Raw genomic sequence first — 19,033 nt, forward strand, 5'->3', positions numbered from 1 at the left:
CCCCGTCCCCCTGTCCCCGTACCCCCTGGTCCCCGTTCTCCGGGATGCCGGAGAGCCCGCTTCCTTGTGATCCCCCGTGGTCGCTGGGCTCCCCGTCCGCACCCCCGTTACGTCAGGGGAGCCGCGCCGTTCCGCCGCCCCGTGTCGGCGGTGCCGGCGCCGCGCCCCTTCCGTGATCCCCACTCTTCCGTCCGCGCAGGTCGGAGCCCATCCGCGTGCCTACTCATCTCCCCCACTAGGTACCGGTACTCAGTCCTGCGTACTCCCGCCCAGGGCGGTCGTGGCATCGCGCGCGAAGCGGCCGGATACCGGTGCTCCCCCGGCGCTCTAAAATCGCTGCCATGGCACGGATTGCGGTGATCGGCGCCGGGATGGGCGCCATGGCGGCGGCCGCCCGGCTCGCGGTGGCGGGTCAGCGGGTGACGGTGTACGAACGCGCGGCGACGTACGGCGGGTCGGTGGGCCGGTTCGAGCGGGACGGGTTCGTCTTCGACACCGGGCCCGGTCTGCTGCATCTGCCGGCCGTCTACCGCGATCTCTTCGTCAAGACCGGCAAGGAGCCGCTGGAGAGCCGCGTCCGGCTCGGTCAGGTGGATCCGGCGAGCCGGCATGTCTTCGCCGACGGCACCGACGTACGGCTGCCCAACGCGTCGCGCGGCGGCGTGGTCTCCGCCCTGGACGCCGCGCTGGGCGCGGGCGCCGGGGAGCGCTGGGGGGAGTTCCTCGGCCGGGCCCGGGACGCCTGGGACCGCTCGCGGCGCCCGCTGCTGGAGGAGCCGCTGTGGGCGGACTGGCGGGTGCTGGGCCGGGATCCGTATCCGGCCGTACGGCGGCGACGGCTGCTCCGCGGCGCCCGGCAGGCCACGACGGTCGCGGAGATCGGCGCCTGGGAGCTGGCCGACCCGCGGCTGGCGGCGCTGCTGGACGGCTACGCCCTGTCGTACGGGCTCGACCCCCGGCACGCCCCGGCGAGCGCCGCCCTGCTGCCGTATCTGGAGCAGACCTTCGGCAGCTGGTATGTCGGGGGCGGCATGCGGGAGTTGGCGCGCGCGGTGTACGAACGGTGCCTGGCCCGCCGGGTGGAGTTCGTCTTCGGCGCCGAGGTGACCCGGATCGTCGAGAAGGACGGCGCGGCGACGGGGATCGAGCTGGCGGACGGCACGGTCGCGGAAGCCGGCCATGTGGTGGCGGGAATCGCGCCCGGCCCGCTCGTGGAATGGCGGCTCGACGCGGACGGTGACGTACGGCCGCCGGGCACGGACGCGGGTGGTGCCGTGCGGCCGGGCCGGTTCACGGTGCTGCTGGCGCTCCGCGGCGCCCGCGAACCCGGCGCCGCGCACCGGACGGTGGTGCACTCCCCCGACGGAAGCGCCGAGGCGGCCGAGGTGTTCGCCGGGCGGACCGCGGCGCGGCCCACGGTCACGGTGCTGCGGCCCGACGACGCCGCGACGCGCCCCGACGACGGCCACGAGGCGGTCACGCTCACCGCGACGGTGGCCCCGGACGGCCCGGTCGACTGGTCCGACGCCACGCTGCGCGAGCGGTACGCCGATGCGCTGGTGGCCGCCGCAGGGGCCGCCGTGCCGGGGATCGCGGAGCGGCTCCTGTGGCGCGAGCTGCGCACCCCGGCCGATACGGCGGCGCTGACGGGGGCCGCGGGCGGTTCCGTACCGGCGCCCGCGCTGGCCGGGGCCGAGGGCCGGCTGCTGCTTCCGGGGAACCCCACCCGGCTGTCCGGGCTGTATCGCGCGGGAGGCTGGGCGCACCCGGGCGGCGGGCTCGCGCACGCCGGGATGTCGGGGGCGCTGGTCGCCGGACTGATCGTGGAGGGGGCGGACTTCCGCGGCTCGCGGTGAGCCACGCGCGCCGCCACCGCGCCCGCTCGGTCAACAGGCGCGCCGCCGACCGTTCCTGACGGCCCGCCAAGGCGCGTCGCCCGTCGCCCGTCGCCCCTCGCCGGTCAGTAGCGGTACTGCTGCTCGTTGTAGTCGGGGTCCGGGTAGCCCGGCCGTCGCGGCTCGTCCTGGGGTATCGGCGGGAACTGCTCGCCGTCGCGGTCGCGCTGCTGCGGGACCCACACGCCGCCGGGCGGGGTGTCGCCGCCGTACTGCTGCTGGTTGCCGTACGGGTCGGCGTACTGCTGCTGGCCGCCGAAGCTGTCGTAGGAGCCGTACTGCCGGCCGCTGTCGGCCGCGCCGGTGTACGGGTCGGTGTACCCGGGGTACTGCTGCTGCCCCGCGTCGTAGCCGTACTGCTGCTGCGCGTACGCGTCCTGGCCGGGATACATGTCCTGGCCGGAGTGGTAGGCGTCCTGGGGCGCGTATCCGTCCTGGCCCGCGGGCTGGTGCTGCCCGTATCCCGGATACGCGTCGTAGCCGGCGCCGTCGCCGTACTCGTGGGCACCGGTCGCCGCGCCCGCGCCCGCGTGCCCCTGCTGACGCGCCTCACGGGCCGCGTCGTCGTATATCCCGTACTGCCCCGTGTCGTCGGGCAGCGGCTCCGGCTCATAGACCGCGGCGGCCGGCGCGGGCGCCTCCGGCTCGTACGCGGGGGGCTCGTACGCGGGCGGCTCGTACTCCAGGTCCGAGACCTCAAGCGCGGGCTCGCGCTCCTGCGCCTGCCGGCTTCCGGCCTTGCGGCGGCGGCTCGCGCCCGGACTGCCGCCTATCGCCCAGCCCGTCGAGAAGCCGCGGCGGAAGGACAGCGTCACATACGTCTGGCCGACCGCGAACGCGATCGCGCCCAGCGCGATGACGAATATGGAAGGGATCAGTACGCCGAGGACCACACCCATGAACCCGGTGAAGGCGAGCACTCGCCAGCGCAGCCGCGCCTTGTACTGGAGCAGCACCTCACCGAGCAGCCACAGGGCCACGATGCCGAATGCGATGTAGAGGACCGTCCAGCCCATGCCCGCCCCTCTCCTGGGCCCACCGCCCGGGGACAGGGCGGGTACGGCCGGTCACGACTGCTCGTGCAGTCCGAGATTCTCGTAGATTTCGAGCGTCGCCGTGGAGTTGTTGAGCGTGATGAAGTGCAAGCCGGGGACACCCTCGGAGAGCAGCTCGGCACAGAACTCCGTCGCGAACTCGATGCCAATGGAGCGTACAGCGGCGGGATCCTCCCTGACCGAGAGGATCCGCTCTTTCAGCTCGGGCGGGAAGACCGCGGTGGAGAGCTGCGGCAATCGCTCCAGCATCTTCACACTGGTGACGGGCATGATTTCCGGAATGATCGGCGTCTCGCAACCGGCCGCGGCGGCGCGGTCGCGCAGCCGCAGATAGCCCTCGGGGTCGAAGAACATCTGCGTGATCGCGTAATCGGCGCCCGCGCGGCACTTGTCCACGAAGTGCCTGACGTCCGTGTCCCAGTCGGTGGACCGCGGATGCATCTCGGGGAAGGCCGCCACTCCGACGCAGAAGTCGCCGGACTCCTTGATCAGCCTGACCAGTTCGACGGCGTAGCGCACACCGTCCGGGTGCTTGACCCACTCGCCCATGGGGTCGCCGGGCGGATCGCCGCGTACGGCGAGGATGTTGCGGATCCCGGCGTCGGCGTACTGCCCGACCATGTTGCGCAGCTCGGCGACGGACTGGCCGACGGCCGTGAGGTGCGCGACCGGCGTGAGCGTGCTGTCGGCGGCGATCCGCTCGGTGGCCCTGACCGTGCCCGCGCGGGTGGAGCCACCCGCGCCATAGGTCACGGAGACGAAGCTCGGGGCGACCGCCTCGATCCGGCGCAACGCGTTCCAGAGGTTCCGCTCGCCCTTCTCCGTCTTGGGCGCCCAGAACTCGAACGAGTACGAAGTCTTGCCGGTCGCGAGCAGATCACGCACGGTCAGCGCGTGATCCGATCTGGTCGAAGCTGTGCCTAGGGCCATATGTGCAGGCTATCGAGGGTGGGGCGGTCCCCCAACCGGACGAGGGGCTTTTGCCGGGATTGCCGGTTAAGTGGCCGCGCTCGCGCACGGCACGTCACCGTGCGCCGCACTCCCGTCATCCGTACGCCGCGCTCCGGCCATCCGTACACCCCGCCGCCGTCATACGGCACGGTCGCGCACGCGCTTCGCCAGGGCCGCGGTCGCCGCCGCCGGGTCGTCCGCCTCGGTGATCGCCCGGACGACGACGACCCTGCGGGCACCGGCGTCCAGCACCTCGTCGAGACGGGCGGCGTCGATCCCGCCGATCGCGAACCACGGACGGTCCGTGGCGCGGGACGCGGCGTACCGCACCAGATCGAGCCCCGGGGCGTGGCGGCCCGGCTTGGTGGGAGTGGGCCAGCAGGGGCCCGTACAGAAGTAGTCCACGCCGGGCTCGGCGAGCGCCGCGTCCACCTCGGCCTCGGCATGGGTGGAACGGCCGATCAGCGGCCCGTTCCCGAGGATCGCGCGCGCGGCGGGGACGGGCAGATCGCCCTGTCCCAGATGCAGCACGTCGGAGCCGATGGCATGGGCCACATCGGCTCGGTCGTTCACGGCGAGCAGCCGGCCGTGCCTGCGGCAGGCGTCGGCGAAGACCTGGAGGTGGTCCAGCTCCTCGGCCGCCTCCATGCCCTTGTCGCGCAGCTGCACGATGTCCACGCCCGACGCGAGCACGGCGTCGAGGAACTCGGCGAGATCCCCCTGCCGCTCACGGGCGTCCGTGCACAGATAGAGCCGGGCGTCGGACAGCGAAGCGGAAGCCGCGGAAGCCGTGGCCATGGAAGATCCCCCCGTGATGTGTGGGTCGGCGGTGCGCGGCGGCCGACGGACGACCGGCGGACGGTCGTACGGGGCCGCCGCGCACCGCGGATGGCGATGTCGTCAGACGGCGAGCGCCTGGGCCCGGCGCTTCACCTCCGTGCCGCGATTCTCACTGAGCGCCTGCGCGGGCGTGCCCGGCAGGCTGGGGTCGGGGGTGAAGAGCCACTCGAGCATCTCTTCGTCGGTGAAACTGTCGTCCCTCAGGAGCGTCAGGGTGCCGGCGAGGCCCTTGACCACCTTGTTGCCGTCGATGAAGGCGGCGGGCACCTGGAGCGTCCTGTTCTCGCCGCGGCGCACCGCGATCAGCTGGCCTTCCTTCACCAACTGCCGCACACGCGTCACCTCGACGTCGAGCTTTTCCGCGATGTCGGGCAGGTGAAGCCAGGCGGGGACGAGAGCATCGATCTTTGCGTCAATCTCGGTCACAAGGACAAGCGTGCCATCCCGGACTGACAGACGGTAGCCGAGAAGCCCCAATCGGGCCGCCGCCCCGGCGGTGCCGCGACCCGCGCGGGCTCAGAGCACGGCCTTGCGCAGCGGTACGGACGGGTCCGCGGTCCGCTCCGGATCCAGCCGCGCGCCCGCCTCGATGAGCTTGCGGCCCTGCGCCAGATCCCGGGGCCTGCCGACGGCCAGCAGCGCGGTCGGCGCCCCGTCCCGCAGCCAGACCACCGACCAGGCGCTCCCGGCCGGATCGCCGCGCCGGACCAGGGTGTCACCGTCCGCGTGGTGGCCCGCGTACTGCACGAAACGGCCGAACTGCTCGGACCAGAAGTACGGCACGGGGTCGTAGATCTCGTCGGTCTCGCCGACCACCTGCGCGGCGACCGTGCGCGGCCCCTGGAGCGCGTTGTCCCAGTGATGTACGAGCAGTCGCTCTCCGTAACGGGCCGAGGGGAACGAGGCGCAGTCACCCACCGCGTACACCTCAGGCAGCGAGGTCCGCAGCCGCTCGTCCGCCACGATGGCGCCGTCCGGGCCCAGCTCCATCCCCGATCCGGCCAGCCAGCCCGTCGCGGGCCGCGCGCCGATGCCCACGACCACCGCGTCCGCGTCCAGCCGCCGGCCGTCCGCGAGCAGCACCGCGCCCGGTTCGACACCGGCCACCCGGGCGTCCGTCAGCAGTTCGGCCCCGCTCTCCGCGTACCAGCCGGTCATAGGAGCGGCGACATCGGCGGGCAGGGCGCCCGCGAGCGGCCGGTCGGCCGCCTCGACGACCGTCACGGCGCAGCCCGCCTCCCGGGCCGCCGTGGTGAACTCCGCGCCGATCCACCCCGCGCCGACGACCACGACCCGCTGCCTGCGGCCGAGCACCGGACGCAGCCGCTCCGCGTCGTCCAGCGTGCGCAGCAGATGGACCCCGGGCAGCGACTCGGTGCCCGGCAGGACGATCGGTTCCGCGCCGGTCGCGACGACCAGCACGTCGTACGGAACGGGCCCGCGCGCGGTGTCCAGTTCCCGTGCGCCGGGGCGCAGTCCGGTCACGTCGAGGCCGAGCCTGAGCCGGACGGACAGCGCCGCGAAGTCGATGTCGAAGGCCGGGCTCTCCGCCTTGCCCAGCAGGACCGCCTTGGAGAGCGGGGGCCGGTCGTACGGTGGATGCGGCTCGGCGCCGAGTACGGTGACCGGGCCGCCGAAGCCCTTCTCCCGCAGGGCCACCGCGGTCTGCACGCCCGCCATGCCCGCGCCGACGACGACCACCCTCGGCTCTCCGGCCGGTTCTGTCTCCCGCTGTCTCTCGCTCACCCGATCACCTTAGACAGCCCGTCCCGGACAACTCCCCGAACGTCGGCGGGAACCTGTTCCACCACGCTCGTGCCGCTGCCCTCCTGGGACTCCCACTCCCAGGTCTCCTCCAGCCGCACCCGGCCGTCGGGAAGGCCGACCACGGTGGAGACGCAGTGCCCCGACGAGGTCGCGCCGTCCGTCTTCAGCTGTACGTACCGGAAATCCAGCCGGTCGCCCTCGCGCGTCCCGACGAGATATCCGCGGACCACGTCACCGCCCGCGTACTCGGCGCGGATCATGCCGTCCTCCTCGCGGTAGAGGAAGCGGGTGGCGGTGCCCACCTGCCCCGGTGCCTGGTCGGCGACCGGGGAAAGAACGAGTCCGTCCAGTGAACGGGCCACGGTAATCGCTCCCTTACAGCGCGGAGGTCAGGGCGTTAGGCTGGCAGCCGACACTACCTCGCGGGAGTCCGGACGCACCGGGCTGAGAGGGAGGCTGAGGCGGCCTCCGACCGTACGAACCTGATCCGGGTCATGCCGGCGAAGGGAGGGGCTGGACGCCCATGCAGTCACCCCGTGAAGGAACAGCGGCCTCCGACGTCCTCGTCATCGGCGGCGGGATCATCGGCCTGGTCACCGCCTGGCGGGCGGCGCAGCACGGGCTGCGCACCGCCGTCACCGACCCCGATCCCGGCGGCGGCGCGGCGCGGGTCGCGGCGGGGATGCTCGCGGCCGTCACCGAACTCCACTACGGCGAGGAAGCGTTGCTCGGCCTCAACCTCGCCTCCGCCGCGCGCTACCCGGGCTTCGTCGCCGAACTGGAGGCGGCCAGCGGGCGGGACACCGGCTACCGGACGTGCGGCACCCTCGCCGTCGCCCTCGACACCGACGACCGCGCCCAGTTGCGCGAACTGCACGCCTTCCAGCAGCGTTCCGGACTGACGTCCCAGTGGCTCACGGGCCGTGAGTGCCGGCGCCTGGAACCGATGCTCGCGCCGGGCGTACGCGGCGGTCTGCGCGTCGACGACGACCACCAGATCGATCCCCGGCGGCTGGCGGCGGCCCTGCTGACCGCGTGCGAACGGGCCGGGGTGGTCGTCCACCGCGCCCACGCCGACCGGCTCTCCGTCGTACGCGACCGGGCCACCGGCGCCGTCCTGGCCGACGGCAGCACGCTCACCGCGGAACAGGTGGTACTGGCGGGCGGCAGCCTCAGCGGCCGGCTCGGGGGCGTACCGGCCGATGTCCTGCCGCCGGTACGGCCCGTCAAGGGCCAGGTCCTGCGGCTGACCGTGCCCCGTACGTACGCGCCCTTCCTCTCCAGGACGGTACGGGCCGCCGTGCGCGGCAGCCACGTCTATCTGGTGCCGCGCGAGAACGGCGAACTGGTCGTCGGCGCCACCAGCGAGGAACTCGGCTGGGACACCACGGTCACGGCGGGCGGGGTGTACCAACTGCTGCGGGACGCGCACGAACTCATCCCCGGCATCACGGAACTGCCGCTCACCGAAACCCTCGCCGGGCTGCGCCCCGGCTCACCGGACAACGCGCCGCTGCTCGGGCCCACCGCGCTGCCGGGGCTGTCCCTGGCCACCGGCCACTACCGCAACGGGGTCCTGCTCACGCCCGTCACAGGCGACGCGATGGCCACGGTGCTGACGACCGGCGAACTGCCCCCGGAGGCCCGTGCCTTCTCCCCGTCGCGGTTCTCCTCGCGCCCCTCGCCCGTCGCGTCCATCCGTCAGGAGCAGACCGCATGAACATCTCCGTGAACGGCGAGCCCCGCGAGCTCGCGCCCGCCACCACCCTCGACGTCGTGGTCGCCACACTCGCCCCCGCGCCCTCGGGGGTCGCCGCGGCCGTCAACGAGACGGTGATCCCGCGCACCCGCTGGTCCGGCACACCGCTCAACGACGGCGACCGCGTCGAAGTCCTCACCGCGGTCCAGGGAGGCTGAGTCATGGCCGACGACCCGCTGACCATCGGCTCCGCCACGTTCGCCTCCCGGCTGATCATGGGCACGGGCGGCGCGCCCAGCCTCGACGTGCTGGAACGCTCCCTGACCGCCTCGGGCACCGAACTCACCACGGTCGCGATGCGCCGCCTCGACCCCACCGTGCACGGCTCCGTCCTGTCCGTACTCGACTCGCTCGGCATCCGCGCGCTGCCCAACACGGCGGGCTGCTTCACCGCCGGGGAGGCGGTGCTCACCGCACGTCTCGCCCGCGAGGCGCTCGGTACGGACTGGATCAAGCTGGAGGTGGTCGCGGACGAGCGCACGCTGCTGCCCGACCCCATCGAGCTGCTCGAAGCGGCGGAGACCCTGGTCGACGACGGCTTCACGGTCCTGCCGTACACCAATGACGATCCGGTGCTCGCGGCGAAGCTGGAGGACGTGGGATGCGCGGCGATCATGCCGCTGGGCTCACCGATCGGCTCCGGCCTCGGTATCCGCAATCCGCACAACTTCGAGCTGATCGTGGAGCGGGCGGGGGTGCCGGTGATCCTGGACGCGGGCGCGGGTACGGCGTCGGACGCGGCGCTGGCGATGGAGCTGGGGTGCGCGGCGGTGATGCTGGCGTCGGCGGTGACGCGGGCGCGGGAGCCGGTGCTGATGGCGGAGGCGATGCGGTACGCGGTGTCGGCGGGGCGGCTGGCGTGGCGGGCGGGACGGATGCCGCGGCGGCGGATCGCGTGGGCGTCGTCGCCGGTGGAGGGGGTGGCGGCGCTGGACCCGGAGAGGCCGGCGTTCCCCTAGAGCGGTGCGCCTCCGGCGGGGAGGGTGCGGTTGTCGTGGCTGGGCCGGGGTCCGGGGCCTCCGGAGGTACGTGTCCGGACGGCATGCTGTGTTTTCCCGGGGGGCACCCCCGGACCCCCGTACGGCGCGACCCTGCCCAGACCACCGGCCCCAGCCAAAGACGAACCCCGGACCACACCCCCCGCCGGAGGTGAACCGTGGCTCGTAGACTCGGGCTCGTGGATACCACCCTCAAGGACCCCATCGTCGGGCACGTGCTCGACGGCCGTTACCGCGTGGACGCGCGGATCGCCGTCGGCGGGATGGCCACGGTCTACCGGGCCGTCGACATCCGGCTCGACCGGGTCCTCGCGCTCAAGGTGATGCATCCCGCCCTCGCCGCCGACGCCACCTTCGTGGAGCGCTTCATCCGCGAGGCCAAGTCGGTGGCCCGGCTGTCGCATCCCAATGTCGTCGCGGTCTTCGACCAGGGCGCCGAGGGCGCCTACGTCTATCTGGCGATGGAGTACGTCGCGGGGTGCACGCTGCGCGATGTCGTGCGGGAGCGCGGGGCGCTGCGGCCTCGGGCCGCGCTGGACATTCTGGAGCCGGTGCTCGCCGCGCTGGGGGCCGCGCACCGGGCCGGGTTCGTGCACCGGGACATGAAGCCGGAGAACGTGCTGATAGGGGACGACGGCCGGGTCAAGGTCGCCGACTTCGGACTCGTGCGGGCCGTCGGCGATGTCACGAACACCACCGGAAGCGTCCTCGGCACGGTGTCGTATCTGGCGCCGGAGCAGATCGAGCACGGCACGTCCGACACCCGCGTCGACGTGTACGCCTGCGGGGTCGTCCTCCACGAGATGCTGACCGGTGCGAAGCCGCACGGCGGGGAGACCCCCGCGCAGGTGCTCTACCGGCATCTGAACGAGGACGTGCCCGCGCCGTCGGCCGCCGTGCCGGGGCTGGCCGTGGAGCTGGACGAGCTGGTCGCGGCGGCGACCGCCCGTAACCCCGAGGTGCGGCCCGCGGACGCGGTGGCGCTGCTCGCGCTGACGCGGGAGGCGCGGGCCGCGCTGACCGACGCGCAGCTGGACGCCGTACCGCCGCGGGCCACGCCCGAGCCGGAGGGCGGGGCCGGTGCCGGTGCCGGTGCCGAGAACCGTACGGCGGTGATCCCGCGCATCCGGTCCGTCGAGCCGGCGGAGGACGGGACGCCGAACCGCACGAGCCGGCTGGAGATGGCGCCCCCGTCGGACGCGCCGGGCCGTCGCCCGGTCATGCCCCGCCGGGGCGTCGTCGCGGCGGTGGTCGCCGTACTGCTGGTGCTCGGTGTCGGTACGGGCGTCTGGTACATCAATTCCGGACAGTTCACGCGCGTCCCCTCGCTGCTCGGCCAGAGCGAGCAGGAGGCCAGGAAGCGGCTCTCGGACGCGGGGCTGGAGGTGAAGGTCACCAAGGACTTCAGCGACTCCTTCGCCCGCGGCACGGTCATGGGCAGCGACCCCGCGCCCCGCGCGCGTATCCGCGGCAACGGCTCGGTGACCGTCGTGATCTCGCGCGGTCCCGAGGTCGTCAAGGTCCCGGATCTGGAGAGCATGCCGCTGGGCGAGGCGCGGCGGGCGCTGAAGAAGGTGGGGCTGGCGGCCGGGGTCGTCACGCGGGAGTTCGACGACAACATCCCGCAGGGCACCGTGATCAGTTCGGCCCCGGCGTCCGGGAGCGGGGTGCGGCCCGATTCCGGGGTCGCGCTCGTGGTGAGCAAGGGCAGCCCGGTGGACGTCCCCGATGTGACCGGTGAGTCCGTGGAGGACGCCACCGAGGAGCTGGCGGACCAGGGGCTCAAGGTGAAGGTCGCGGCCGAGCGCGTGAACTCTCCCGAGGACGCGGGGTCGGTCGCCCGGCAGTCCGCGGCCGAGGGTGCCCAGCTGGCCCGGGGCGATACGGTCACGCTGACGGTCTCCCAGGGGCCGCGGATGATCTCCGTACCCGATGTGACCGGTAAGACGACCGACGAGGCCACGAAGCTGCTGGAGGAGGCTGGCTTCGAGGTCACCGTGGACCGGGGCTTCCCCTTCCTGGGGGAGACCGTGGCAAAGCAGTCGGTCGAGGGCGGCCGGGAGGCCCCCGAGGGCAGCACCATCACCATCACGACCAAGGGGCTCTAGGAGTGACGCGCAACCCCGTCGGCAGCCATGTCCCCGTGGCGGGCGGCCTCGCCTCGACCGGTCTGGCCTACGCACGTGAGCTGGGCGCCGAGACCGTCCAGGTCTTCGCGGCCAATCCGCGCGGCTGGGCGACTCCCCCGGGCAATCCGGCGCAGGACGAGCAGTTCCGCGCGCAGTGCGCGGCGGAGGAGATCCCGGCGTATGTGCACGCGCCCTATCTGATCAACTTCGGTTCGCATACGGAGGCGACCGCCGAGAAGTCGGTGGAGTCGCTGCGGCACAGTCTGCGCCGGGGCCGTGAGATCGGCGCGCTGGGCGTGGTCGTGCACACGGGCTCGGCGACCGGCGGGCGGCCCCGTGAGGTGGCTCTCGCGCAGGTACGGGAGCGGATGCTGCCGCTTCTCGACGAGCTGACCCGTGACGACGATCCGTTTCTGCTGCTGGAGTCGACCGCGGGACAGGGCTTCTCGCTCTGTTCGAGGACCTGGGACTTCGGCCCGTACTTCGAGGCGCTCGACGCCCATCCCAAGCTGGGCGTCTGTCTGGACACCTGCCATATCTTCGCGGCCGGGCACGATCTGGCGGGACCGCACGGGATGCGGCAGACGCTGGATCTGCTGGTGGACACGGTCGGCGAGGGGCGGCTCAAGCTGATCCACGCCAATGACTCCAAGGATGTGGCGGGCGCGCACAAGGACCGTCACGAGAACATCGGCGCGGGACATATCGGCGAGGAGCCGTTCCGTGAGCTGTTCGCGCATCCGGCGACCGAGAACGTTCCGCTGGTGATCGAGACACCCGGTGGCACGGAGGGGCACGCGGCGGACGTGGCACGGCTGAAGAAGCTGCGCGACGGCTGACGCCGGGCCGTGTCGCGGACACGGCCTACAGCTCCGGGCCGTCCCCGGGGACTTCCTGGTAGGAGTAGCGCTGCTCGGCCCAGGGGTCGCCGACGTTGTGATAGCCGCGCTCCTCCCAGAAGCCGCGGCGGTCGGCGGTCATGTACTCCACGCCCCGGACCCACTTGGGCCCTTTCCAGGCGTACAGATGCGGTACGACGAGCCGTACGGGGAAACCGTGCTCGGCGGTGAGCAATTCACCGTCCTTATGGGTGGCGAATATCGTCCGGTCCGAGAGAAAGTCGGCGAGCCGCAGATTGGAGCTGAAGCCGTACTCGGCCCAGACCATGACATGGGTGACGCTCGCCGCGGGGGGCGCGAGTTCCGCGATCGTACGGGCGGGGACGCCGCCCCATTCGGCCCCCACCATGCTGAACTTCGTGACGCAGTGCAGATCGCCCACGACGGTGGAGAACGGAAGCGCCGAGAACTCCTCGTGATTCCAGCAGTGCTTGTCGCCGTCGGCGGTGGCTCCGAAGACCCGGAACTCCCAGCGTTCCTGCCGGAATTTCGGTACGGGCCCATAGTGGGTCACCGGCCAGCCGCGCTGTAGACGCTGCCCCGGTGGTAGCTCGGACTGTTCCGGCTCTTGACGTTCCCGGCTTTCCGGCTGACCCATGCCTTCCATGGTGACAGACCGCGAAGGGTGGTCATGACCAGGCCCGAACGCGACCAGGCAATCCATACTAAGCATGCACTTACTGGACGGCCCCTGGTGACGGTGCGAGGATGCGCGCACCCGTCACACGCTTGGAAGGAGCCTCTGCGATGCAGGGCGACCCCGAGGTCATCGAATTCCTCAATGAGCAGCTGACCGCCGAACTGACCGCCATCAATCAATACTTCCTGCACAGCAAAATGCAGGAGAACAACGGGTGGACCAAGCTCGCGAAATACACCCGGGCCGAGTCGTTCGACGAGATGAGGCACGCCGAGCTGCTCACCGACCGGCTGCTCTTTCTGGAGGGGCTGCCGAACTACCAGCGGCTCTTCCATGTGCGGGTGGGGCAGACGGTCACCGAGATGTTCGAGGCGGACCGGGAGGTCGAGGTCGAGGCCATCGACCGGCTGAAGCGCGGAATCGAGGTCATGCGGAACAAGGCGGACCACACCTCGAAGGGGATCTTCGAATCGATCCTCAAGGACGAGGAGCATCACATCGACTATCTCGACACCCAGCTGGAGCTGATCGAGAAGCTCGGTGAGCCGCTCTATATCTCCCAGCAGATCGAGCAGCCCGACAGCTGAACCGCCGCCTACGCGGCTTCTCGGAGAGCGGGCGGGACCGTGCCCTCCGGCACGCCGAGCTCCGCGAGCGCGGGAGCGCCCTGGTCGAGCAGCTCACGGCGCGGGCAGCCGCCTCGGCCGAGGAGGGACTGGATACGGCGTACGCACGAACCGCAGTCGGTGCCGGCCTTGCTGGCCGACGCTATCTGGCGGGGGGTGCACGCCCCGGCGGCCGCGTGTTCCTTCACCTGTGTTTCGGTGATGCCGAAGCAGGAGCAGACGTACACGCGGTTCACCTCCCGGAGGGGTCGCTGGTTCAGGCCACCCCGGAACCCGGTGAGGCTAACCTAACCTTACCTGCCGACCCCGCCGGACAAAAGCCGGGGAAACACCGATGGGGTACGGATCACATCGATCCGTACCCCATCGTGGTATGAGGGCCCTCGCCCCGCGCCCCTACTGGTCGCGGTACATCTCGGCCACCAGGAAGGCCAGGTCGAGCGACTGGCTGCGGTTGAGCCGCGGGTCGCAGGCCGTCTCGTAGCGCTGGTGCAGATCGTCGACGAAGATCTCGTCGCCGCCGCCCACGCACTCGGTGACATCGTCGCCGGTCAGCTCCACATGGATACCGCCCGGGTGCGTGCCGAGGCCCTTGTGGACCTCGAAGAAGCCCTTGACCTCGTCGAGCACATCGTCGAAGCGGCGGGTCTTGTGGCCGGAGGCCGCCTCGAAGGTGTTGCCGTGCATCGGGTCGGTCACCCACGCCACCGTGGCGCCGGAGGCCGTGACCTTCTCGACCAGCTCGGGGAGCTTGTCCCTGACCTTGTCGGCGCCCATCCTGACGATGAAGGTCAGCCGGCCGGGCACGCGGTCGGGGTCGAGCCGGTCGATGTAGGTGAGCGCCTCGTCGACCGTCGTCGTCGGGCCGAGCTTGATGCCGATCGGGTTGTCGATCTTCGAGGCGAACTCGATGTGCGCGCCGTCGAGCTGGCGGGTGCGCTCACCGATCCAGACCATGTGGCCGGAGACGTCGTACAGCCGGCCGGTGCGGGAGTCGATCCGGGTCAGCGCCGACTCGTAGTCCAGCAGCAGCGCCTCGTGCGAGGCGTAGAACTCGACGGTGCGGAACTCCGCCGGGTCGGTGCCCGCGGCCTTCATGAAGTTCAGCGCGTTGTCGATCTCGCGGGCGAGCTGCTCGTAACGCTGGCCCGACGGGGACGACTTCACGAAGTCCTGGTTCCAGGCGTGCACCTGGCGCAGATCGGCGTAGCCGCCCGTGGTGAAGGCGCGGACCAGATTGAGCGTGGCGGCGGACATGTGGTACATCCGCTTGAGCCGCTCGGGGTCCGGGATCCGGGCCTTCTCGTTGAAGTCGAAGCCGTTGACGGAGTCGCCCCGGTACGTGGGCAGCGTCACGCCGTCGCGCGTCTCGGTGCTCTTGGAGCGCGGCTTCGAGTACTGCCCGGCGATCCGGCCGACCTTCACCACCGGCACGGACGCCGCGTAGGTGAGGACGGCGCCCATCTGGAGAAGCGTCTTCAGCTTGTTGCGGATCTGATCCGCGGAGACGGCGTCGAACGCCTCGGCGCAGTCGCCGCCCTGGAGCAGGAACGCCTCACCCTTGGCGACGGCCCCGAGCCGGGCGCGCAGCTGGTCGCACTCGCCCGCGAAGACGAGCGGAGGATAGCTCTCCAGCTCGGCCACGACCTCGCGCAGGGCCTCCCGGTCCGGATACTCCGGCTGCTGCGCAGCGGGAAGATCTTGCCAGGAGGGCACATGGGCCGCGGGGTTCTCAGCATTCACTGTCACGCGCCCCAGGTTACGTGGTCGCGGGCTGTGGTACAGGCGGCGCTCACAGTGTGGAACACGCGGTGCTAGGGTGCCGCTCATGTTCGCGCATTCGCATCAGACCTGGTGGTGGACCGCTCGCTCGGCGGCCCACTGATTCACGCGCGCACCACGAATCGCGAAGGCCGCCCGAGGGGCGGCCTTCAGTGTTCTCCGGGTCCGGGCCTCGGACCGGAAAGCGGCCGTTCCTCTCCCTCTCCCCGGAAGGAACACCGCAGATGTCCCACGCGACACCCCGGACGCTCGTCGCACGGCTCCTGGACGACGACTGCCCGCCCTTCGCCCTGCTCCGCCGCCGCACCCCCGGCCGGGACCACGATCTCGTGGAACTGCTCATCGGATCCGTACACGAGGCGGACCGGCTGGGCGAGCTGCCGGACGGCGCCGGCCCCTCGCTCGCGCTGGTGCCGTTCCGGCAGATCAGGGAGCGCGGCTTCGACGTACGGGACGACGGGACGCCGCTGGCCGTGCTGGTCGCGGACGAGACGTACGAACTGCCGCTCGCGGAACTCCTCGCCGGGCTGCCCGCCCATGACGTACGGGTCGAGGACGGCGCGTTCGACATCGACGACGAGCGGTACGCGGAGATCGTCCGGCGGGTGATCGAGGACGAGATCGGCCGCGGCGAGGGCGCGAACTTCGTCATCCGGCGGACCTTCGAAGGCCGTGTCCCCGGCTTCGGGCGGGCCGACGCCCTCGCCCTCTTCCGGCGGCTGCTCACCGGTGAGCGCGGCGCGTACTGGACGTTCCTCGTCCACACCGGCGAACGCACCCTGGTCGGCGCCAGCCCCGAGGTCCATGTCCGGATGAGCGGCGGGACCGTCGTGATGAACCCGATCAGCGGGACCTTCCGCTATCCGCCGGAGGGCCCGTCCGCCGAAGCGCTGCTGGAGTTCCTGGGCGACCGCAAGGAGACGGAGGAGCTGTCCATGGTCGTCGACGAGGAGCTGAAGATGATGTGCACCGTCGGCGACCGGGGCGGGGTGGTGATCGGCCCCCGGCTCAAGGAGATGGCCCATCTCGCGCACACCGAGTACGAGTTGCGCGGCCGTTCGTCGCTCGATGTGCGCGAGGTGCTGAAGGAGACGATGTTCGCGGCGACGGTCACCGGCTCGCCGGTGCAGAACGCCTGCCGGGTCATCGAGCGGCACGAGGCCGGCGGGCGCGGCTACTACGGGGGCGCGCTCGCGCTCATCGGGCGGGACGCGGGCGGCACGCAGACCCTCGACTCCCCCATCCTGATCCGTACCGCCGACATCGACCGCGACGGCGGGCTGCGGGTGCCGGTCGGGGCGACGCTCGTACGTCATTCGCGCCCGGAGAGCGAGGTCGCCGAGACCCACGCCAAGGCGGCGGGGGTGCTGGCGGCGCTGGGCGTACGGCCCGGCCGCCCGCGCGACGAGTCCGCGCGCCCGCGGCTCGCCGACGACCCGGGGGTCAGGGCCGCGCTGGACGCGCGGCGCGCGGACCTCGCGCCGTTCTGGCTGAGGATGCGGACCGCGTCCACGACGCTCACCGGGCACGCCCTGGTCGTCGACGGCGAGGACACCTTCACCGCGATGCTGGCGCATGTGCTGCGGTCGTCGGGTCTTGAGGTGACCGTACGGCGCTTCGACGAGCCGGATCTGCGCGCCACCGTGCGCGCGCACGAGGGCCCGGTGGTGCTGGGCCCCGGCCCCGGCGACCCGGCGGACACGGCCGACCCGAAGATGCGGATGCTGCGCGGGCTGGCGGGGGAACTGGTCCGCGACCGGCGGAACGGGCTGCTCGGGGTCTGCCTCGGGCACGAGCTGATCGCGGCGGAACTGGGGCTGGAGACGGTACGCAAGCGGGTGCCGTACCAGGGTGCGCAGACCCGGATCGACCTGTTCGGCCGGGAGGAGACGGTCGGCTTCTACAACAGCTTCACGGCGCGGTGCGACGACGCGGCGGCGGAGGAACTGGCGGCGCACGGGGTGGAGGTGAGCCGGGACGGGGACAGCGGGGAGGTGTACGCGCTGAGGGGCGACGGGTTCGCGTCGGTGCAGTTCCATCCGGAGTCGGTGCTGACGCTGAATGGGCGGGAGGTGGTGGCGGGGCTGCTCGGCGCCTTCCGGCGGGGGGTCGTGGGCGCGGGCTGAGTGGTGGCGGTGCGCCTCCGGCGGGGGCTCGTGGTGCGGGGTGCGTTTTGGCCGGGGCCGGTGGTCGTGTGCGGGGTGCGGTGCGCCTCCGGCGCGGGGTGCGTTTTGGCCGGGGCCGGTGGTCGTGTGCGGGGTGTCGCCGGGGTGCGCTCCGGGGCTCGCGTCCCGGACTGCATGATTTACGGCGCGACTCCGCCCAGTCGATGGTTCGGGCGTCCGTGCGCCACACATCACGCTCTACGTCCCGGACACGACCCCTGCGCGCCCCCCTTCACCGCCCGTCACCGACTACCCGGCCGTGCGCCGTGGTGGGGTGCCGCTCCGTTCCGGGTGCCGTCTTTCCGGCGGCGAGTGAGCCGAAGGGCGCGCCGCTGTCGAAAGGGAGAGCGCGCGGAGGTTCCCGAGGTACGAGGGAATCGAGCACGGTCGACCGTCGACAGGGGCTCAAAGCGCCCGGAGGCGAACCGAGCCCCAAAAAAAAGGGGGACCTAGCCGAAGAAGACGCTCACCTCGTCGTACAGCTCCGGCTGGACCGTTTTGAGTTGGGCCGTGGCCTCGGAGATCGGGACGCGGACTATGTCCGTACCGCGCAGGGCGACCATCTTGCCGTAGTCGCCGTCGCGTACCGCCTCGATCGCGTGCAGGCCGAAGCGCGTGGCCAGCCAGCGGTCGAAGGCGCTGGGGGTGCCGCCCCGTTGGACGTGGCCGAGGACCGTCGTCCTGGCCTCCTTGCCCGTGCGGCGCTCGATCTCCTTGGCCAGCCATTCGCCGACGCCCGACAGCCGGACATGGCCGAAGGAGTCCAGCGTGCCGTCCTTGAGGACCAGGTCGCCGTCCTTCGGCATCGCGCCCTCCGCGACGACGACGATCGGGGCGTAGGACGCCTTGAACCGGGAGGTCACCCAGGCGCAGACCTGGTCGACGTCGAAGCGCTGCTCCGGTATGAGGATGACGTTCGCGCCGCCTGCCAGGCCGGAGTGCAGGGCTATCCAGCCCGCGTGACGGCCCATCACCTCGCAGACCAGGACGCGCATATGGGATTCGGCGGTGGTGTGCAGCCGGTCGATCGCCTCGGTGGCGATACCGACCGCGGTGTCGAAGCCGAAGGTGTAGTCCGTGGCCGAGAGGTCGTTGTCGATGGTCTTGGGCACGCCGACGCAGGGAATGCCGTGGCTGTCGGAGAGCCGCGCCGCCACCCCGAGGGTGTCCTCGCCGCCGATCACGATCAGCGCCTCCACGCCGTGCGCGGCGAGGGTCTCCCTGATGCGCCGGACGCCGTCCTCGGCCTTGAGGGGGTTGGTGCGCGAGGAGCCGAGGATGGTGCCGCCGCGCGGCAGGATGCCGCGTACCGCGGGGATGTCGAGCCGTAGGGTGTCGTCGTCCAGCGGCCCTCGCCAGCCGTCCCTGAACCCGGTGAACGTGTAGCCGTATTCCTGGACACCCTTGCGTACGATGCCGCGGATGACCGCGTTGAGCCCGGGACAGTCGCCGCCCCCGGTCAGTACTCCGACGCGCATGGAAAACACTCCCCTTCGCCATCGATCGGGTACCCGGGCCACAGGAAGG

The 19,033-nt window shown here is 71.8% G+C and carries 18 protein-coding genes and 1 riboswitch; of the genes, 8 read left to right on the top strand and 10 right to left on the bottom strand.

What is annotated here, in order from left to right; all coding sequences use genetic code 11:
- Window positions 1-341: 341 nt before the first annotated feature.
- Window positions 342-1,856: an NAD(P)/FAD-dependent oxidoreductase gene (locus tag CU044_RS18020; protein ID WP_129769745.1), complete on the top strand. Its 1,515-nt coding sequence runs from the start codon at window positions 342-344 to the stop codon at window positions 1,854-1,856.
- 104 nt (window positions 1,857-1,960) lie between these two features.
- Here the strand turns inward: CU044_RS18020 and CU044_RS18025 are convergent, their stop codons facing one another.
- The 6 genes from CU044_RS18025 to CU044_RS18050 all read right to left on the bottom strand — a co-directional run bounded on the left by CU044_RS18025 (window position 1,961) and on the right by CU044_RS18050 (window position 6,870).
- A complete protein-coding gene (locus CU044_RS18025) occupies window positions 1,961-2,911 on the bottom strand; it encodes a hypothetical protein (protein ID WP_129769746.1) in 951 nt (316 codons plus the stop codon).
- Window positions 2,912-2,962: 51 nt separating this feature from the next.
- Complete coding sequence (metF, locus tag CU044_RS18030; RefSeq protein ID WP_129769747.1) at window positions 2,963-3,880, bottom strand: methylenetetrahydrofolate reductase [NAD(P)H]; 918 nt, start codon at window positions 3,878-3,880, stop codon at window positions 2,963-2,965.
- A 159-nt stretch (window positions 3,881-4,039) separates the two neighbouring features.
- On the bottom strand, window positions 4,040-4,699 hold the full coding sequence (gene thiE / locus CU044_RS18035) for a thiamine phosphate synthase (protein WP_129769748.1): 660 nt from the start codon (window positions 4,697-4,699) through the stop codon (window positions 4,040-4,042).
- Between the two features lie 102 nt (window positions 4,700-4,801).
- Window positions 4,802-5,167, bottom strand: coding sequence for an Rv2175c family DNA-binding protein (locus CU044_RS18040; protein ID WP_129769749.1), 366 nt, complete (start codon window positions 5,165-5,167; stop codon window positions 4,802-4,804).
- Window positions 5,168-5,257: 90 nt separating this feature from the next.
- Window positions 5,258-6,487 carry an FAD-dependent oxidoreductase gene (locus tag CU044_RS18045; protein WP_129769750.1) on the bottom strand — a complete coding sequence of 410 codons (1,230 nt, stop codon included), beginning with the start codon at window positions 6,485-6,487 and terminating at the stop codon, window positions 5,258-5,260.
- Window positions 6,484-6,870 (bottom strand): hypothetical protein, encoded by a 387-nt coding sequence (locus CU044_RS18050; RefSeq protein ID WP_129769751.1) that lies wholly within the window; start codon window positions 6,868-6,870, stop codon window positions 6,484-6,486. The genes CU044_RS18045 and CU044_RS18050 overlap by 4 nt, the downstream gene beginning before the upstream one ends.
- A gap of 50 nt (window positions 6,871-6,920) precedes the next feature.
- A riboswitch (TPP riboswitch) is annotated at window positions 6,921-7,034 on the top strand.
- On the opposite strand from CU044_RS18050, the gene thiO reads away from it, so the two are divergent.
- The 5 genes from thiO (at window position 7,032) to CU044_RS18075 (ending at window position 12,233) form a co-directional block, all read left to right on the top strand.
- A complete protein-coding gene (gene thiO, locus CU044_RS18055) occupies window positions 7,032-8,228 on the top strand; it encodes a glycine oxidase ThiO (RefSeq protein WP_129769752.1) in 1,197 nt (398 codons plus the stop codon). Its footprint overlaps the riboswitch before it by 3 nt.
- A complete protein-coding gene (thiS, locus tag CU044_RS18060; RefSeq protein ID WP_129769753.1) occupies window positions 8,225-8,425 on the top strand; it encodes a sulfur carrier protein ThiS in 201 nt (66 codons plus the stop codon). The genes thiO and thiS overlap by 4 nt, the downstream gene beginning before the upstream one ends.
- Before the next feature lie 3 nt (window positions 8,426-8,428).
- Complete coding sequence (locus CU044_RS18065; protein WP_129769754.1) at window positions 8,429-9,226, top strand: thiazole synthase; 798 nt, start codon at window positions 8,429-8,431, stop codon at window positions 9,224-9,226.
- A gap of 218 nt (window positions 9,227-9,444) precedes the next feature.
- Window positions 9,445-11,373: a Stk1 family PASTA domain-containing Ser/Thr kinase gene (pknB, locus tag CU044_RS18070; RefSeq protein ID WP_193563996.1), complete on the top strand. Its 1,929-nt coding sequence runs from the start codon at window positions 9,445-9,447 to the stop codon at window positions 11,371-11,373.
- Between the two features lie 2 nt (window positions 11,374-11,375).
- Window positions 11,376-12,233 (top strand): deoxyribonuclease IV, encoded by an 858-nt coding sequence (locus tag CU044_RS18075; RefSeq protein WP_129769755.1) that lies wholly within the window; start codon window positions 11,376-11,378, stop codon window positions 12,231-12,233.
- Window positions 12,234-12,258: 25 nt separating this feature from the next.
- Here the strand turns inward: CU044_RS18075 and CU044_RS18080 are convergent, their stop codons facing one another.
- Window positions 12,259-12,891, bottom strand: coding sequence for a sulfite oxidase-like oxidoreductase (locus CU044_RS18080; RefSeq protein ID WP_129769756.1), 633 nt, complete (start codon window positions 12,889-12,891; stop codon window positions 12,259-12,261).
- 149 nt (window positions 12,892-13,040) lie between these two features.
- Between CU044_RS18080 and bfr the strand changes: the two genes are divergently transcribed.
- The gene (bfr, locus tag CU044_RS18085; protein WP_129769757.1) at window positions 13,041-13,520 is read left to right on the top strand and encodes a bacterioferritin; all 480 of its coding nucleotides are present in this window, start codon (window positions 13,041-13,043) and stop codon (window positions 13,518-13,520) included.
- Between the two features lie 8 nt (window positions 13,521-13,528).
- On the opposite strand, the gene CU044_RS18090 is transcribed toward bfr, so the two are convergent.
- Together CU044_RS18090 and CU044_RS18095 are read right to left on the bottom strand one after the other, a co-directional pair.
- On the bottom strand, window positions 13,529-13,795 hold the full coding sequence (locus CU044_RS18090; protein ID WP_129769758.1) for a (2Fe-2S)-binding protein: 267 nt from the start codon (window positions 13,793-13,795) through the stop codon (window positions 13,529-13,531).
- Window positions 13,796-13,955: 160 nt separating this feature from the next.
- Window positions 13,956-15,308, bottom strand: coding sequence for a 3-deoxy-7-phosphoheptulonate synthase class II (locus tag CU044_RS18095; protein WP_129769759.1), 1,353 nt, complete (start codon window positions 15,306-15,308; stop codon window positions 13,956-13,958).
- A gap of 257 nt (window positions 15,309-15,565) precedes the next feature.
- Here CU044_RS18095 and CU044_RS18100 point away from each other — a divergent pair, with 257 nt between their 5' ends.
- The gene (locus CU044_RS18100; RefSeq protein ID WP_129769760.1) at window positions 15,566-17,467 is read left to right on the top strand and encodes an anthranilate synthase family protein; all 1,902 of its coding nucleotides are present in this window, start codon (window positions 15,566-15,568) and stop codon (window positions 17,465-17,467) included.
- Between the two features lie 488 nt (window positions 17,468-17,955).
- Here the strand turns inward: CU044_RS18100 and CU044_RS18105 are convergent, their stop codons facing one another.
- The gene (locus tag CU044_RS18105) at window positions 17,956-18,984 is read right to left on the bottom strand and encodes a 6-phosphofructokinase (RefSeq protein ID WP_129769761.1); all 1,029 of its coding nucleotides are present in this window, start codon (window positions 18,982-18,984) and stop codon (window positions 17,956-17,958) included.
- Between the last annotated feature and the right edge of the window lie 49 nt (window positions 18,985-19,033).

Source organism: Streptomyces sp. L-9-10 (assembly GCF_004151105.1).
Lineage (GTDB): Bacteria > Actinomycetota > Actinomycetes > Streptomycetales > Streptomycetaceae > Streptomyces.

What these genes read in the sequence shown, in the direction of transcription:
- CU044_RS18025 (WP_129769746.1), bottom strand. Translation starts at nt 2,911, where the DNA reads ATGGGCTGGACGGTCCTCTACATCGCATTCGGCATCGTGGCCCTGTGG.
- CU044_RS18020 (WP_129769745.1), top strand. Translation starts at nt 342, where the DNA reads ATGGCACGGATTGCGGTGATCGGCGCCGGGATGGGCGCCATGGCGGCG.
- CU044_RS18065 (WP_129769754.1), top strand. Translation starts at nt 8,429, where the DNA reads ATGGCCGACGACCCGCTGACCATCGGCTCCGCCACGTTCGCCTCCCGG.
- CU044_RS18080 (WP_129769756.1), bottom strand. Translation starts at nt 12,891, where the DNA reads ATGGGTCAGCCGGAAAGCCGGGAACGTCAAGAGCCGGAACAGTCCGAG.
- thiS (WP_129769753.1), top strand. Translation starts at nt 8,225, where the DNA reads ATGAACATCTCCGTGAACGGCGAGCCCCGCGAGCTCGCGCCCGCCACC.
- bfr (WP_129769757.1), top strand. Translation starts at nt 13,041, where the DNA reads ATGCAGGGCGACCCCGAGGTCATCGAATTCCTCAATGAGCAGCTGACC.
- thiE (WP_129769748.1), bottom strand. Translation starts at nt 4,699, where the DNA reads ATGGCCACGGCTTCCGCGGCTTCCGCTTCGCTGTCCGACGCCCGGCTC.
- CU044_RS18100 (WP_129769760.1), top strand. Translation starts at nt 15,566, where the DNA reads ATGTCCCACGCGACACCCCGGACGCTCGTCGCACGGCTCCTGGACGAC.
- metF (WP_129769747.1), bottom strand. Translation starts at nt 3,880, where the DNA reads ATGGCCCTAGGCACAGCTTCGACCAGATCGGATCACGCGCTGACCGTG.
- CU044_RS18105 (WP_129769761.1), bottom strand. Translation starts at nt 18,984, where the DNA reads ATGCGCGTCGGAGTACTGACCGGGGGCGGCGACTGTCCCGGGCTCAAC.
- thiO (WP_129769752.1), top strand. Translation starts at nt 7,032, where the DNA reads ATGCAGTCACCCCGTGAAGGAACAGCGGCCTCCGACGTCCTCGTCATC.